This window comes from Cellulosimicrobium sp. I38E (assembly GCF_001647255.1).
Classification (GTDB): Bacteria; Actinomycetota; Actinomycetes; order Actinomycetales; family Cellulomonadaceae; genus Cellulosimicrobium; species Cellulosimicrobium cellulans_E.
In genome coordinates this window covers 74,560-89,424 of the sequence record NZ_LUAZ01000012.1, presented here as the reverse complement: position 1 = coordinate 89,424, position 14,865 = coordinate 74,560, and the positions used below count along the sequence as shown (strand labels likewise).

Genomic DNA, 14,865 nt, shown 5'->3' with positions numbered 1-14,865 from the left:
GACCCCCTGACCTTCAAGGCCACCGGCCAGGCCCAGGGCCTGACCGTCACCGTCGAGGGCACCACCCTGCACGCCCAGGCCACCCCCGAGGTCCCCAAGGGCTCGGTCGTGCAGGTCCCGATCACCGTCACCGACGGCGAGCACCCCCCGGTCGAGGGCACCGCGACCCTGACCGTCGTGGCCTCCACCCGACCCCTCGCGCGCGCCAACCAGGACACCGTCGACGACGCCCACCAGGGCAAGCCGACCACGGTCCCCGTGCTCGCCAACGACTCCAACCCCTTCCCCGACACCCCGCTCGTCGTGACGGGCGCGGTGGTCGAGACCGGCTCGGGAGACGTCGCCTTCACGGGTGACAGCGTGACCGTGACCCCGGACGAGAACTTCGTCGGCGTGATGGTCGTGGTCTACCGCGTGCAGGACGCCACCAAGGACCAGGACCGCCTCGTGGAGGGGCGCGTCCAGCTCAAGGTGCTCGGCAAGCCCGAGGCACCAGCCACCCCGCAGGTCGACGAGGTCCGCTCCAAGACCGTCGTGCTGTCCTGGGACCCGCCGAACAACAACGGCGCCGAGATCACCGGCTACACCGTGCGCTCCCAGAACGGCTACGAGAAGGCCTGCGGCACCACCACCTGCACCCTCGACGGCCTGACCAACAACGTGAAGTACACCTTCACCGTCTTCGCGACCAACGCTGTCGGCGACGGCCCCGCCTCCCCGCCCTCGGCCGAGGCGCGCCCCGACGAGAAGCCCGACCCGCCCGCCGCACCCACCCTCGAGTTCGGCGACAAGTCGCTCACCGTCACCTGGACCAACAAGACCTACACCGACCGGTCGCCCATCGAGACCGTCAATCTCGAGATCTCCCCGGCGCCGCCGAGCGGGGCGATCCAGATGCAGGCGCTCTCCGGCAACCAGGTCGTGTGGACGGGGCTCGAGAACGGCACGGCCTACCGCGTCCGCGTCCAGGCCGTGAACCTCGCGCCCGACCCGTCCGAGTGGGGCGACTACTCCGCCGAGGAGATCCCCGCCGGGCTGCCGGACGTCCCGAAGACGCCGAGCGCGAGCCGCGCCGCGGACTCGCCGCTCAACGGCGGGTCGATCGACGTGTCGTGGGAGCAGCCGTTCGAGAACGGTGACGCCATCAAGGCGTACCACCTCCAGCGGTACCGCAACGGCTCGCCCGACGGGGCGGCGCTGACCCTCACGGGGCTCAGCCACAAGGCGACCGGGCTCGACAACGAGTCGTCCTACACGTTCACCGTGACCGCCGAGAACAAGGCGGGCGTGACCGCGCAGAGCTCGGCGTCCGCGGCGGTCGTGCCCTACGGCCGTCCGGAGGCCCCGCCCCGGCCGAGCGTGCAGAACGTCGGGTCGTCGTCCCAGGACAGCGGCATCCCGCGCGTCTCGTGGGGCGCCGCCGACGCCAACGGCAGCCCGATCACCGCCTACACCGTGACGGCCTCGCCGGGCGGGACGTCCAGGCAGGTGTCCGGGACGTCGGTGGACTTCACGGGCCTCAACCCCGGCTCGTACACGTTCACCGTGACCGCGACCAACCTCGGCGGTACGTCGACGTCGAGCCCCGCGTCGGCGTCGATCAACGCCTACGACAAGCCGGGGACCCCGGGCGTCTCGGTGTCCCGGACGGGCGTGAACCGTGGCCAGTTCTCCATCTCGGCGCCCTCGTCGAACGGCGGCAACGGGATCTCGCGCTACGAGTGGCAGCTCTCCGGCAGCCAGAACACGTCCGGCACGGGGCAGACGGTCAACGTCGGCTCCGACTACGAGCAGACGTTCCGGCTGATCGCGCGGGCGTGCAACGCGGCCGGGTGCGGGGCGTGGAGCAATCAGGCCACGTTCACCACCGACCCCCGGCCCGACCCGCCCCGGATCTGGGCGTCGCGCGGTGCCCCGGCGACCACGGGATCGCTGGGCGACTGCAACAACATCAACATCTGCACCCGGTACCGCCTCAACACGAACGCGACGTTCCCGAGCGGGACGTACACCGTGCAGTGCATGACGAACGCGGGCGGCTACGACCACGCCATCACGGGCGGCTACTCGCGGAGCTTCGGGCCGAACGCCTCGTTCGACCTGCCGTGCATCATGGGCAACTACTACCCCGCCCCGCAGAACTGGATCACCGTGAGCCCGGCGCCCGCCGGGGTGGACGTCCAGAGGAACACCTGGCCCAACAAGTAGCGGAGGGCCGTAGCGGCTGATCTGCCGTCGGCGAATGTGCCGACGGCAGATCGACCGCCCGTCCGGGTCGTCCCGGGGCCACGGTGGTGCCATGACCACGCACACGTCACGCCCACCGCACGCGGAGGCCGTCGCCCCGGCGGCGTCGTCCTTCGACGACCAGCTCACGACGCGCCTGCTCCACCAGCGCATCGTCGTCCTCGGCTCGGCCGTGGACGACGCCGTCGCGAACCGTCTGTGCGCGCAGCTCCTCCTGCTCTCGGCCGAGGACCCGCGCGCGGACGTCGCGCTGTACGTCAACTCCCCCGGCGGCTCGGTGAGCGCCGGGCTGGCCATCTACGACACGATGCGGCTCATCCCCAACGACGTCTCGACGGTCGCGATGGGCTTCGCCGCGAGCATGGGGCAGTTCCTCCTGTGCGCGGGGACGCCGGGCAAGCGGTTCGCGCTGCCGCACGCGCGGATCATGATGCACCAGCCCTCGGCGGGGATCGGCGGCACCGCCGTCGACATCGCGATCCAGGCCGAGAACCTCGTCTACACCAAGGGCCTCATGCACCGGCTGACCGCCGAGAGCACCGGCCAGAGCGTCGAGACCATCGCCGACGACTCCGACCGGGACCGCTGGTTCACGGCGCAGCAGGCGCTCGAGTACGGCATGGTCGACCGGATCGTCGAGTCCGTCGACGACGTCCGTCCCGCCCGCGCGGCCCGGAAGGTGGGCCTGTGATGGCGAGCTACACGATCCCGACCGTCGTCGAGAGGACCCCGCTCGGGGAGCGCGCGTTCGACGTCTTCTCCCGCCTGCTGTCGGAGCGCATCGTCTTCCTCGGCACGGAGATCGACGACGGCGTCGCGAACGTCGTCATGGCGCAGCTCCTCCACCTGGAGTCCGACGCCCCGGACCAGGAGATCGGCCTGTACATCAACTCCCCCGGCGGCTCCGCGACCGCGCTCATGGCGATCTACGACACGATGCAGTTCGTCCGCTGCGACGTGTCGACCATCTGCATGGGCCAGGCGGCGTCGGCCGCGGCCGTGCTGCTCGCGGCGGGGACGCCGGGCAAGCGGTTCGTGCTCGAGCACTCGCGCGTGCTGCTGCACCAGCCCTCGGGCGGCGGCGAGGGCACCATCTCCGACCTGTCGATCCAGGCCGAGGAGATCCTGCGGATCCGGTCCGAGACGGAGGAGGTGCTGTCCCGCCACACGGGTCAGACCGTCGAGCGCCTGCGCGCGGACACCGACCGCGACCTCGTGCTCACGGCGCGCCAGGCCGTCGAGTACGGCGTCGCGGACGCTGTCGTCACCTCGCGCAAGCTCGCCGCGGCCGCCTGACCCGCGGTCGAGCGCTGCGTCCGTGGTCGACCGATGCGTCCCGAGACGCAGCTCTCGGCCGCAGACGCATCGCTCGCCGCGTGCCGCCGTGCGTTCGGGTCTACCCGCGCCGCCGGAACCACGATCGGCGCCGTGGCTCCGTCGCCCGCTCGTCCGACGTCGCCGTCGGCTCGTCGGGCTGCTCGCCCGGCGACCTTGCCTCCTCCGGCGGCGGAGTGCCCGGTCCCGGCTCGTCCGGGGCAGCTTCCTCGACGGCCGGAGCCGGGTCGACGACGGCGTCCACCCTCGCGGCGTCGGCGTCAGGTCCCGACGCGTCCGGGTCGGGCTCGTGCACGGGCTCCGCCGCACGCCGCGCGGTCGCCTCGATGCCGGCGATCCGCCCGTGCTCGTCGAACCGGACGGTCACGCTCCCGTCGGGCAGGGTGAGCGCCAGCGCGCCGCCGTCGTCCGTCGTCTCGAGGCCGCGCGCGGCCGCGTAGGACGCGACCGCACGGCGGTGGTCGACGACCGTGACGGACAGCAGTCCCTCGCTCAGTACCCGCACGACGCGCGGGACGCTCGGCGCGGGCAGCGCGAGGCTGGCGGCGTCGAGGAGGAACCACGCGCGCGTCCCGCCGCCGACGGGGGCGCTGTAGTGGGTCCAGGACCCGGTGACGGCCTTGGCCGCGAGCGCGAGGCGGTACGGGAGGTCGTCGGCGAGCGGCAGCTCCGCCTCGGTCGCCTCGCGTAGGCCGGTCTCGCGGGTCTTCTCGGCGGCGCGCAGCACGTCGTCGGGGAAGCCGTTGACGTTGTTCCACGCCCACATCCAGCTCCCGGGGCCGGGCGCGGCCGTGCCGAGGAACTGGAGCCGGCACGTCGTCGTCTCACCGGACGCGGCGGTGAAGGTGAACGTGCCCTCCGCCATCTCGGCGCCCCACGCGTCGTCACCGTGGTCGTCGGCGAGCTGGAGCTGGTGCTCGTGCGAGAGGAACGCGGCGTCGTCGACGAGCTCCTGGAGGGCCGGGGCGGTCTGCTCTGCCGTGCCGTGCGCGGTCTGCGGCTCCGTCATCCCTCGACGGTAGCCGCGCGCCTCCCCCCGCACCGGGGCACGACACGCGGTGCCGACCAGGTACCCGTCAGGTGCGTCTCGACCCCCGGGTCCGCGGGGCTCAGGCCGCGAGGAGCAGGACGTCGGCGGTGCGCGCGGTCGGGCGCGACGCGAGGGTCGGGGTCGCGATCGTGGTCCGCGCGACCGGGAGGTCGCGCACGGGCTCGCCCGCCGGGGCGGGGTGCCGCGGCGCGGAGAGCGCGCCGCGCTCCCGGACGGAGGAGAGCACGCGCACCGGGGCGACGGGGCGCAGTTCCTCTCCCGTACGCGCCACCAGGTCCACGAGGCGCAGGCCGAGCGCGCCGCAGACCGCTGCCAGCACCTCGGAGGACGCCTCCTTGCGGCCGCGCTCCACCTCGGACAGGTAGGCGGTGGAGACGCGCGCGGAGGCCGCGACGTCGACGAGCGTGCGACCCTGCGCGAGCCGTGCCCGCCGGAGGATCCCCCCGATGACGTGGCGCAGGAGCGGCTCCGGCCGCCCACCCGCCCGGGGCCGGGGGCTCGCCGGCGCTCCGCTCGGCGCTCCGCTCGGCGCTCCGCTCGGCACCGCGCTCGTCACGTCCATGCGGTCACGCTACCCGCGCCCCGCCCGGGTGCCGAGGCACCCGGGCGAGGATCTGCTGCTGGCGTAACGGCCCGCCGTCGGGCCTCGAGCGCCGGTGAGCGTCACCAGCGCTCGAGCGACCACGCCATCTGCCAGAACCGGATCTCGTGCCGGCAGCTCAGCTCGAACGCGCGCTCCATGCGGGCGCGCTCCGCCTCGCCCGCGTCGGCGGCGAGCGCGTCGAGGCGTGCTCGGAGGTCGGCCAGGACGCCCTCGGTGCGCTCGGCGGCGTAGAACTCCCACCAGCCCGCGAGCGGGTGGTCGTCCTCGATCACACCGGGCGTCGTCTCCCGCTCGGCGAGCCAGAACCGCCGCGCCGACCAGATGTAGGTCCACGGGCACGGCAGGAGCGCGGCGAGCAGCACGCCGAGCGAGTCGCGGCCCGCGGCGAGCATGTGGTCGACGTAGGCCTGCGCGCTCGGGGCGAGGCGGTGGGTCTGCGCCTCCTCGTACGTCACGCCGAGGAAGTCGCACATCGCGTGGTGGGCGTGCGACTCGTCGTCGAGCAGGAACCCGGCCTTCTCGTGGAAGTACGCGGCCCACTCCCGGTCGGGCGCGAGGGCCATGCCCAGGCCGTAGCAGCGCAGGTACGCCGTGAGGTACTGGTGGTCCTGGCCGACGTAGTGCCGCACCGCGGCCGGCTCGACGGAGCCGTCGCGCAGGCCGACGAGGAACGGGTGGTCGTAGAACTCGTCGAAGAGGTGCGCGTACCGGCGGGCGAGGTCGGCGGTGAAGCCGGCCTCCTCCTGCCGGACGAGCGCGGTCGGGTCGTCCGCGAAAACAGGGTTCAGGGTGATGGCAGCAGGCGTCGTCATGCCCACGTTCCTCCGCTCGTGCTAGCGAGATCAGGTTCGACGGGTCCGGGCGGCCGTACCGCTCGTCTCAGTCCCTCGGCCCGGCTGCCCGGGCGGGACGCCCCGCGTGGTTCGCCGCGACCCTAGCAAGGAAGCACCGCCCGCGTCGGGAGCATCCGGGGACGTGTGGGAATATAGTTGTAGCGACAACAAGTTGGAGCAGACATGACCACGAGCACCCCGGGCGCGGCGACCGACCGCCTCCTGTCCCCGTCCACGAGCATGGACGCCGTCACGCTGCGCGTCGGCGACCTCGAGCAGATGACGTCCTACTACACGGGCGCGTTCGCGCTCGCTCCCCTCGAGGAGCGTTCCCGCGGCACCGAGGTGCACCGTGTCCTCGGCCGCGGCACGACGCCCATGCTGCGCCTCGTGCACACGCCCGGCCTGCCCGCCGTCGACCGGCGCCAGGCCGGCCTGTTCCACACCGCGTTCCTGTTCGACGACGCCGCAAGCCTCGCCGCGACCGTCTACCGCGCCGCGCAGGACCGCCGGGGGTCGTTCGTCGGGTCGAGCGACCACCTCGTCAGCGAGGCGTTCTACTTCACCGACCCCGAGGGCAACGGCGTCGAGCTGTACACCGACCGGCCGCGCGAGACGTGGGTGCGCGAGCGGGGGCAGATCCGCATGGCCACCGAGTTCCTGGACCCGAACGCGTACCTGCGCACGCACCTCGACCAGGAGACGTTCGACGCCGGGCCCTCGCTCGCCGGGCGCGTGGGGCACGTCCATCTCCAGGTCGGTGACATCGCGACCGCCCACGACTTCTACGTCGACGCCGTCGGGTTCGAGGCCACGGTCACCGAGTACAGCGGCGCCCTGTTCGCGTCCGCCGGCGGCTACCACCACCACGTCGCGATGAACGTCTGGAACAGCGCCGGCGCCGGGCCGCGCGCCGCGAGCCTCGGCCTCGGGGACGTGGCGATCACCGTGCCCGGCCGCGACGACCTCGACGCGCTCGTCGCCCGCCTGCGCGCCCGTGGCCTGCAGCACGCCGACGACGGCCGCTCCGTCGTCGTGCACGACCCGTGGGGCACGCGCGTCACGCTGGCCGTGCCCGGCACGACGACCGACGAGCTGCTCGCGCGATGAGCGCTCCGGCTCCCCTCGTCGCGGTCCGGTCCGACGCGGACCCGACGAGCCCGCCCGCGGGGGGCGCCGTCGTCGTGCTGCTCCACGGGTTCGGCTCGCACGAGCACGACCTCGCCGGCCTCGGCCCGCACCTCGGTGCGCCCTGGGTCTCGCTGCGCGCCCCGCTCGCCCTCCCCCCACGGCGGGTTCGCGTGGTTCCCGATCGTCACGCCCGGCGACCCCGACCCCGAGCCCGTCGCGCGCGCGACCGAGGCCGTCTGGGACTGGGTCGACGCCGAGCTCGGTACCGACCGACCGGTCGTCCCCGTCGGGTTCTCCCAGGGTGGGCTCATGGCCACGCAGCTCCTGCGCACGCGCCCCGAGCGCGTGGCGGCGACCGTCGTCCTCGGCGGGTTCGTCCAGGCGGCCGAGCAGCCCGCCGACGCCGCGCTCGCCGCGTCGCGCCCGCCCGTCTTCTGGGGCCGCGGCGCCGACGACCGGGTCATCGCGCCGCACGCGGTCGACCGCACCGCCGCGTGGCTGCCGGACCGCTCGACGCTCGTCGAGCGCGTCTACCCCGGTCTCGCGCACGGCACCGACGCGCGCGAGCTCGCCGACGTCCGGGCGTTCCTCGACGACGTCGTGGGGCGAGCGGCGACCTGACACCCCGGGTCACGCCCCACCGGGCGGGCGGCACGGGGCGCGGGCCGGGCGTCGGGCGCGCACGATGGGAGCACACCCGCCGTGCGCACCGAGGAGCGACGCCGATGTTCCGCAGCCTCTTCCCGATCCTCACCGTGGCCGACCTCGAGCGGTCGCTCGGCTTCTACCGCGACCTGCTGCGCGGGACCGTCGAGTACGCGTTCCCCGACGACGGGCCGCCGGTCTACGTGAGCCTGCGCGTGGGCGGCTCGCCGCTCGGCCTGGGCCAGGGCGAGCCGCCTCCCGCGGACACGCGGATCGTGCTGTGGGTGTACGTCGACGACTGCGACCGCGCCGTCGAGCACCTCGCCGCCGCCGGCGTGCCGGTGCTCGAACCACCCACGGACCAGCCGTGGGGCGAGCGCGTCGCGCGCGTGCAGGACCCGGACGGCACCGTCGTGGTCCTCGGCCAGGAGGCCGCGCCGCCGCCGGAGCCCGACGGCCCGACAGGCCTCTCGTAGGCTCGGTGCCCCCACCGGGACTCGAACCCGGAACACGCCGGGTTTAAGCCGGCCGCCTCTGCCAGTTGGGCCATGGGGGCGCGGGCCGAATCTACCGCGAGCGCGGCTCTCCCCGGGCCGTCGGCGCTCGACCCGACCAGGACGCCGCGAGGGGCGAGCCGTTCGCGCGGCTCGCCCCTCGTCGTCGGGCAGGTGCCGGGGATCCCGGCGGGTGCGGACGGGCGTCAGGACGCCTTGGCCGCCGGCGTCCGGTCGTCGGCGTCGACGGTGCCCGTGCCGGACTCCGCCGCGGCCGCCGAGCCCTGCGCGGTCTGCTTGACCGGCTCGCCGTCCTTCTTGGGCGGCACCGACGCGGCGCGGAACTCCGCGCGCGGGTCATGCAGGGAGCCCAGCGACACGAGCTCGCGGCCCAGGAGGAACTGCCCGATCCAGCCGATGAAGATGCGGATCTTGCGGTTGCCCGTGGGCATCGCCATGACGTGGTAGCTGCGGTGCATGAGCCACGCGAGCACGCCGCGCAGCTTGAACACGCCGAACAGCTCCGCGACGCCCTTGTACAGGCCGAGGGACGCGACCGTACCGACGCTCTTGTGGCGGTACTCGACCGGCTTCTCGCTGTGCAGCTCGAGCGCGAGGTTGTCGGCCAGGCGCGTCGCCTCGCGGATCGCGTGCTGCGCGTTCGGCGGGCAGAACTTGCCCGGGTTGAGCACGTCCGGGACGGCGGCGCAGTCGCCCGCGGCCCAGGCGTTCGGGACGACGTTGCCGTCGGCGTCCGCGACCTGGAGCGTCGGGAGCACCGTGACGCGGCCCATCTTGTCCACGGGGAGGTCCGAGGCCTCCTTGATGACCGGGTTCGCCTTGACGCCCGCGGTCCACACGATCGTGTCGGAGTCGAACTCCACGCCCGTCGACGTGACGACGTGACCGTCCACGCACGACGACAGGAACGTGTTGAGGTGGAACTCGATGCCGCGCTTCTTCAGTTCCTCGAGCGCGTAGCCCGCCATGGGCTCGCTGAGCTCGGGCAGGATGCGCCCGGCGCCCTCGATCATGACGAAGCGGAGGTCCTTCTCCTCGATCGTCGCGTAGTTGCGGGTCGCGTAGCGCGCCATGTCCTCGATCTCGGCGATCGCCTCGACGCCCGCGAACCCGCCGCCGACGAACGTGAACGTCAGCATGCGACGGCGCAGCTGCTCGTCCCAGGTGGACGAGGCGACGTCCATGCGGTTGAGCACGTGGTTGCGGACCGCGATGGCCTCCTCCACGTTCTTGAAGCCGATCGCGTTCTCCGCGAGCCCGGGGATGGGGAGCGTGCGCGACACCGAGCCGAGGCCGACGATCAGGTGGTCGTACGTGACCGAGTAGTCGTCGCCCTCCTCCGGGTGGATCGTCACGCGGCGCGCGCCGTGGTCGATCGCGACGACCTTGCCCTGGAGCACGTCGACGCCCTTGAGCGCACGGCGGTGCGGCGCGACGACGTCGCGACCGTCGATCGAGCCCGCGGCCGCCTCGGGGAGGAAGGGCGCGTACGTCATGTACGGGCGCGGGTCGACGACGACGATCGCCGCCTCGCGGCGACCGAGCTTCTTGCGCAGTCGGCGCGCGGCGTACAGACCCACGGAGCCGCCGCCGAGGACGACGACGCGGGGCACCTTGCGGGGCCGCGGCGAAGCGGTCTGGGCACGGCTGACCGAGGTCAGGTCATTCTGAGGCATGGTTCCAGAGTATTACCGGTTGCGGCACAGGCGAGCCGGAGCGTCCGCCAGACGGGCGTGACGCGCCCCACGCTCGCCCCGCCCAGGGGGCAGACGCGACATTCCACGCGACACCGCGGTCGCCGAACCCGGGATCGCTCCTCACGACGACCCCCCGCTGGGGAGCGATCCCGGGTTCGAGGGCCCCCGGTCAGCCGATCGCGCCGACGACGGGTGTCGGGCCGGTCGGCCGCGGCTGCGAGCCGCCCGCCGGCGGGGTGGACCCGAGCTCGGGCGCGGTGCCGTCCGCGGGGTCCGGCGCGTCGCCCGACGGCGCGGGGCCGTCCGGGTCGCCGGCGTCGCCGGTGCTCGGCTCCCCGGTGCCCGACGCCGCCTCGCCCGAGCCCGCGCTCGACGGCACCGCGGTGGGCGCCTTGAGGAACGGCCACGGCATCTCGTGCGTGCGCGTCCCCGTCGCCGGGACGGGCCGCCCGTCGCCGTCGGCGTACTCGACGTCCTCCTCGGCGACCGCGCGCAGCGGGTAGACGTTCCAGCGCTCGCGGCCGTCCGTCGAGAGCGTCGGCTGGAAGTACCACGACCCCTCGACGTCAGGGACGGCCCAGACTCCGTAGGCGCCTTCTTCCGTCACCGTGCGCACCGGTCGACCGCGGTCGTCGAAGACCTGGACGTCCCGCACCGGGTCGCCCGCCGCGTCGTACACGAACAGGTTGGACACCTGCATCCCGTCGACCCACACGCCGTCGCCGCCGGGCCCCCCGCCGTCGTACGCGACCTGGTTCACCCCGACGCGACCGTCGGCCACGCCCTGCTGGTAGCCGCTCTCCCAGCCCGAGACGGAGGAGGACGCCCCGGCCGCCGCGGCGTGCAGGACGAGGGGTGCCGCGACGACCGCCGCCGCGACGGACAGCGGGCGCACGACCTTCGGCAGCCACGTCGTGGGCAGCCACCGGCCCCTCCCCCACTGCACGCTCACCACGACGGCCGCGAGCACGACGACCCGCGCCGACAGGTCCGGGGGCAGCATCGCGATCTGGTACCCGCCGAACATCCAGAGCAGCAGCGTCGCGGCGACCCAGCCGCGCAGGATCCACCACGCGGGCGTCAGCGTCCGCAGGAACTCCATGACGGAGGCCCACTGGGGCGTCGACGTCACGGGCCGCCACAGGGAGCGCCACCCCGACGAGAGGATCCCGCCGAGCACGAGCAGCCGCCCGCGCAGCCCGATGCGGGGGCGGCGCGCACCGCCCGGCGCGGCGGCGGGCGGGAGCCCTGCGGCGGCGCGCAGCTCGGCGGCGTACTCCGCGGGCGGGCCGAAGAGCGCGACGAGGTCGAGGCCGGTGTCGTCGGGGCCCGCGGCGAGGGGCGCGCCCGGGTCGGCGCCCGCGGCGGCGGTACCCTCGCCGGTCGCGCCTGCCGGGGCTCCGCGCCGCGGCAGCGCGCCCGGCGCGTCGACGACCGCCTCGGCGAGGTCGGCCTCGAGCCCGTCGGTGAGCTCCTCGACCTGCTCCGGGCGCAGGTCGGCGAGGTGCGCGCGCACCTGCTGCGCGTACGCGTGGACGTGCCCGTAGAAGGCCATGCCCACGGGTGCCCCGGCGGGCTGCTGCGCGGACGTCGTCGTGCTCATCAGGCGGCCACCTCTCCGGTCCGCAGCAGCGCGGACACGGTGCCCGCGAACGTCTGCCACTCCTTGCGGTGCAGGTCGAGCATCGCCCGGCCCTGCGCGTTGATCCCGTAGTACTTGCGGTGCGGCCCGGCGTCGGACGGCACGACGTACGTCGTCAGCGCCCCGCTCGCGTACAGGCGCCGCAGCGTCCCGTAGACCGACGCGTCCCCCACGTCGTCGAGCCCTGCGGCGCGCAGGCGTCGCACGACGTCGTACCCGTACCCGTCCTCGGCCTCGACCGCTGCGAGGACCGCGGCGTCGAGCACCCCCTTGAGCAGCTGCGTGGTGTCCATCCGACCCTCCGTCGGGCGTGGCCCTGGTCCGTCCCGGCACTCGGCCCGCCGGACGCGACGGGCTCACGCGATGCACACTACCGCGCGATGCGCGGTACTACGCACGGCGACACGCCGCATCGCGTCCCCGGAGACGCCGAACCCGGGGTCGTTCCCCACCCGCGAGCGTGGGTGGGGAACGACCCCGGGTTCGGAGGACGGGTCAGGCGATCGACCAGGCGATCCCGTCGAGGATGTCGTGCTCGCTCGTGACGACCTCGGTGAGCGACCCGCCCGCGGCGGCGACGTCGTCGCGCACGCGGCGCACGACCTCCGACCACACGAGCGCGCCCGCACCGATGACGTCCACGCGGCCCGGGTGCATGAAGCCGAGAGCGGTACGCTCCGCGCGCGAGCGGTGGAGCAGGTCGTCGCACGCCGCCAGGACCGCGTCGACCGGCAGCACCGCGCCGTCGATCCGCTCCCGGTCGTACCGCGCGAGGCCCAGCGCGTGGGCCGTCACCGTCGTGACCGACCCCGCAAGACCCACGAGCGTCGCGGCCTCCCCCAGCGGGACGACGGCGGCCGCCTCGTCGAGCGCGGCGCGCACGTCCGCGCGGGCCGCGGCCTCCTCGTCGGCGGTCGGGGGGTCGGAGCGCAGGTGCCGCTCGGTGAGGCGCACGCACCCGACGTCCATGGAGAACGCGGCGTCGGGGGTCGCCGTGCCGAGCACGAGCTCGGTCGAGCCGCCGCCGAGGTCCACGACCACGTACGGGCCCGGACGCAGCGCGGCGACCGTCGACGTCGCGCCGCGGAACGACAGCGCCGCCTCCTCCTCGCCCGAGACGACCTCGGGCTCCACGCCCAGCGCCGCCAGGACGCCCTCGACGAACTCGGCGCGGTTCTCCGCGTCCCGCGTGGCCGAGGTCGCGACGAACCGCGTGCGCGACGCGCCGAGCTCTGCGATCACGTCGGCGTACCGGCGCGCGGCGTCGAGCGTGCGCGCGAGCGCCTCCGGCGCGAGGCGGCCCGTGCGGTCGACGCCCTGGCCGAGCCGGACGACCTCCATGCGGCGGTCGAGGTCGACGAGCGTGCCCGCGACCGGGTCGACGTCGGCGACGAGCAGGCGGATCGAGTTGGTCCCGCAGTCGATCGCCGCAACGCGCGCGGCGCCGGGCGGGACCGGGGCGGGCGAGGGTGCCGTCGCGGCGAGCGCGCCCGGGTCACGGGTGAGGGGAGAGGTGGAGCCTGAGGTCATGCGACCAAGCGTGCCACGCGCTCAGCAGGCGCAGCGGTCCGGACGCCAGACGTCGCGCACGCGCTCGAGCGCCTCGTCCCCCAGCGGGTTCACGCCGGGACCGGCGGCCAGGGCGTGCCCGACGAGGACGTGCAGGCACTTGACGCGCGTCGGCATGCCCCCGGCCGAGATCCCGTCGATCTCCTCCACGTGGCCGAGCGCCTCGCGCTGCGCGAGGTAGTGCTCGTGCGCACGCCGGTAGGCGGCGGCGAGCTCCTCGTCCTCGGTGAGGCGCTCGGACATCTCCTTCATGACGCCGTTCGCCTCGAGCGTCGACGCGGCCGCCACCGCGCCGGGGTGCGTGAGGTAGAAGGTCGTGGGGAACGGCGTGCCGTTCTCGAGCCGCGGCGCGGTGCGGACCACGAGCGGGCGCCCGCACGCGCAGCGGGCGGCGATGCCGACGACCCCGCGCGGGGTGCGACCGAGCTGCTCCGCGAGGGTCTCGAGGTCGCGCTCGGTGACGACGGCGTCCGGGTCGTCGGCGGGGATGGCCAGGCGGGCGTCGGGCACGGGTCTTCCTTCGGGTCGGTCGGGCGCGTCGGGACGACGCGTCACCCATTCTCCCCGCTCGACGGCGCCGAGCCGTCGCCGGTCGGTTCCTCACCCGCGGGCGGGGCGTCCCCGCCGGCCCCGTCGTCGGCCGCCCCGGACCCCTGGCCCGTGCCCGACGACACCGGCTGCTCGCCCGCGACCTGCACCGACGCCCAGATCGCCTCGTACCAGGGCGTGCCGTCCTCGTAGCCCTGGACGGGGCCGTCGGTGATCGTCCGGCCGGTCTGCGGGTCGATGTCGTCGACCACCGTCTCCGGGTCGAGCACGCGCCACGGCCGCTCGCCCGGCATGACGAAGTTGAGGCGGTCCCGCGCCTCGCGCTCGACGTACGCCTGGTCGTCCCAGCGGTCCAGCTCGGACTGGAGGTCGTCGCGCCGGGTCTCCGCCTGCGCGAGGTCGTTGCGCAGCTCGCGCAGCTCCCCCGTCTGGTTCACGTACGCCCGCAGGGTGGGCAGCAGCAGCACCACGGCGAGCAGCACGACGACGGACAGCACCAGGGTGCGGACCGTCACCACCTCGGGCAGCAGGAAGCCGTACCGGCTCCGGCGCCGGTCCTCCGGCGCGGGGCCCGCGGCGCGGCGCGACGGAGCCGGGCGCTGCGCGCGCGTGGCCGGCCGGCGTGCGCCCGACGACGCGGTGGCCTTCGCGCCCGTCGTGGAGCTCTTCCCGGTCGTCGGCCGCGGGCGCGACGCGCCCGGGGACGCGGCGGGCTTGGACGTCGACGAGCGGGACGACGCTCCGGACGCCGTCGAGCCCGACCGGGCCGGCTTCGATCCGGACGACCCGCGCGCAGGCCCGGTCCCCGGGCGCGCGGGGGCACCGGGGCGCGGAGGGCGGCGCGAGGACGGCATGCCCCGATTGTGCTGCCGGGACCGGCCTGGCCCGGGGAGCACGCGCGGGGCGCCCGCGAACGTGAGCCGATCGACACGACATCTTCACCCGCGACCGTGACCTGCGACGGCGTCGTGCGCGCGTCGTGCACCGGTCCCGGACGCGCCGGAGCCCGGCGGGCCGACGAGCGGCCCACCGGGCTCCGGGTGCCGG

General features: G+C 74.6%; 15 protein-coding genes, 1 tRNA gene and 1 riboswitch. Of the genes, 6 read left to right on the top strand and 10 right to left on the bottom strand.

Going from position 1 to position 14,865, the window contains the following annotated elements; all coding sequences use genetic code 11:
• From A0J59_RS03665 to A0J59_RS03655, 3 genes are all read left to right on the top strand, one after another.
• A partial coding sequence (locus A0J59_RS03665; protein WP_172820006.1) for a fibronectin type III domain-containing protein occupies positions 1-2,208 on the top strand: 2,208 nt, incomplete at its 5' end.
• 91 nt (positions 2,209-2,299) lie between these two features.
• The gene (locus A0J59_RS03660; protein WP_047234137.1) at positions 2,300-2,938 is read left to right on the top strand and encodes a ClpP family protease; all 639 of its coding nucleotides are present in this window, start codon (positions 2,300-2,302) and stop codon (positions 2,936-2,938) included.
• On the top strand, positions 2,938-3,543 hold the full coding sequence (locus A0J59_RS03655) for a ClpP family protease (protein WP_064315262.1): 606 nt from the start codon (positions 2,938-2,940) through the stop codon (positions 3,541-3,543). Before A0J59_RS03660 ends, A0J59_RS03655 begins: the two co-directional genes overlap by 1 nt.
• Positions 3,544-3,643: 100 nt before the next feature.
• Here A0J59_RS03655 and A0J59_RS03650 read toward each other — a convergent pair whose 3' ends face one another.
• The 3 genes from A0J59_RS03650 to A0J59_RS03640 all read right to left on the bottom strand — a co-directional run bounded on the left by A0J59_RS03650 (position 3,644) and on the right by A0J59_RS03640 (position 6,049).
• Entirely contained in the window at positions 3,644-4,591 is a 948-nt protein-coding gene (locus tag A0J59_RS03650; protein WP_064315252.1) for a DUF6882 domain-containing protein, read from the bottom strand.
• 100 nt (positions 4,592-4,691) lie between these two features.
• Entirely contained in the window at positions 4,692-5,195 is a 504-nt protein-coding gene (locus A0J59_RS22600; protein ID WP_082918713.1) for a helix-turn-helix transcriptional regulator, read from the bottom strand.
• Between the two features lie 101 nt (positions 5,196-5,296).
• Complete coding sequence (locus A0J59_RS03640; protein WP_082918712.1) at positions 5,297-6,049, bottom strand: TenA family protein; 753 nt, start codon at positions 6,047-6,049, stop codon at positions 5,297-5,299.
• A riboswitch (TPP riboswitch) is annotated at positions 6,040-6,164 on the bottom strand. (Overlaps the previous gene by 10 nt.)
• An 89-nt stretch (positions 6,165-6,253) precedes the next feature.
• Here A0J59_RS03640 and A0J59_RS03635 point away from each other — a divergent pair.
• From A0J59_RS03635 to A0J59_RS03625, 3 genes are all read left to right on the top strand, one after another.
• Positions 6,254-7,180: a VOC family protein gene (locus tag A0J59_RS03635; protein WP_047234135.1), complete on the top strand. Its 927-nt coding sequence runs from the start codon at positions 6,254-6,256 to the stop codon at positions 7,178-7,180.
• 135 nt (positions 7,181-7,315) lie between these two features.
• On the top strand, positions 7,316-7,822 hold the full coding sequence (locus A0J59_RS03630) for an alpha/beta hydrolase (protein ID WP_064315251.1): 507 nt from the start codon (positions 7,316-7,318) through the stop codon (positions 7,820-7,822).
• Between the two features lie 104 nt (positions 7,823-7,926).
• Positions 7,927-8,322, top strand: coding sequence for a glyoxalase/bleomycin resistance/extradiol dioxygenase family protein (locus tag A0J59_RS03625; RefSeq protein WP_047234133.1), 396 nt, complete (start codon positions 7,927-7,929; stop codon positions 8,320-8,322).
• Positions 8,323-8,328: 6 nt separating this feature from the next.
• Here the strand turns inward: A0J59_RS03625 and A0J59_RS03620 are convergent.
• The 7 genes from A0J59_RS03620 to A0J59_RS22240 all read right to left on the bottom strand — a co-directional run bounded on the left by A0J59_RS03620 (position 8,329) and on the right by A0J59_RS22240 (position 14,672).
• A tRNA-Leu gene (locus A0J59_RS03620) sits at positions 8,329-8,402 on the bottom strand.
• A 144-nt stretch (positions 8,403-8,546) separates the two neighbouring features.
• Positions 8,547-10,037 (bottom strand): NAD(P)/FAD-dependent oxidoreductase, encoded by a 1,491-nt coding sequence (locus A0J59_RS03615; protein ID WP_047234132.1) that lies wholly within the window; start codon positions 10,035-10,037, stop codon positions 8,547-8,549.
• Between the two features lie 190 nt (positions 10,038-10,227).
• Positions 10,228-11,661, bottom strand: coding sequence for a hypothetical protein (locus A0J59_RS03610; protein WP_064315250.1), 1,434 nt, complete (start codon positions 11,659-11,661; stop codon positions 10,228-10,230).
• A complete protein-coding gene (locus A0J59_RS03605) occupies positions 11,661-11,993 on the bottom strand; it encodes a PadR family transcriptional regulator (protein ID WP_047234130.1) in 333 nt (110 codons plus the stop codon). Before A0J59_RS03605 ends, A0J59_RS03610 begins: the two co-directional genes overlap by 1 nt.
• Before the next feature lie 202 nt (positions 11,994-12,195).
• Positions 12,196-13,230, bottom strand: coding sequence for a Ppx/GppA phosphatase family protein (locus A0J59_RS03600; RefSeq protein WP_082141447.1), 1,035 nt, complete (start codon positions 13,228-13,230; stop codon positions 12,196-12,198).
• A 21-nt stretch (positions 13,231-13,251) separates the two neighbouring features.
• Positions 13,252-13,779: a DUF501 domain-containing protein gene (locus A0J59_RS03595; protein WP_255364958.1), complete on the bottom strand. Its 528-nt coding sequence runs from the start codon at positions 13,777-13,779 to the stop codon at positions 13,252-13,254.
• A gap of 41 nt (positions 13,780-13,820) precedes the next feature.
• A complete protein-coding gene (locus tag A0J59_RS22240) occupies positions 13,821-14,672 on the bottom strand; it encodes a septum formation initiator family protein (protein ID WP_064315249.1) in 852 nt (283 codons plus the stop codon).
• Between the last annotated feature and the right edge of the window lie 193 nt (positions 14,673-14,865).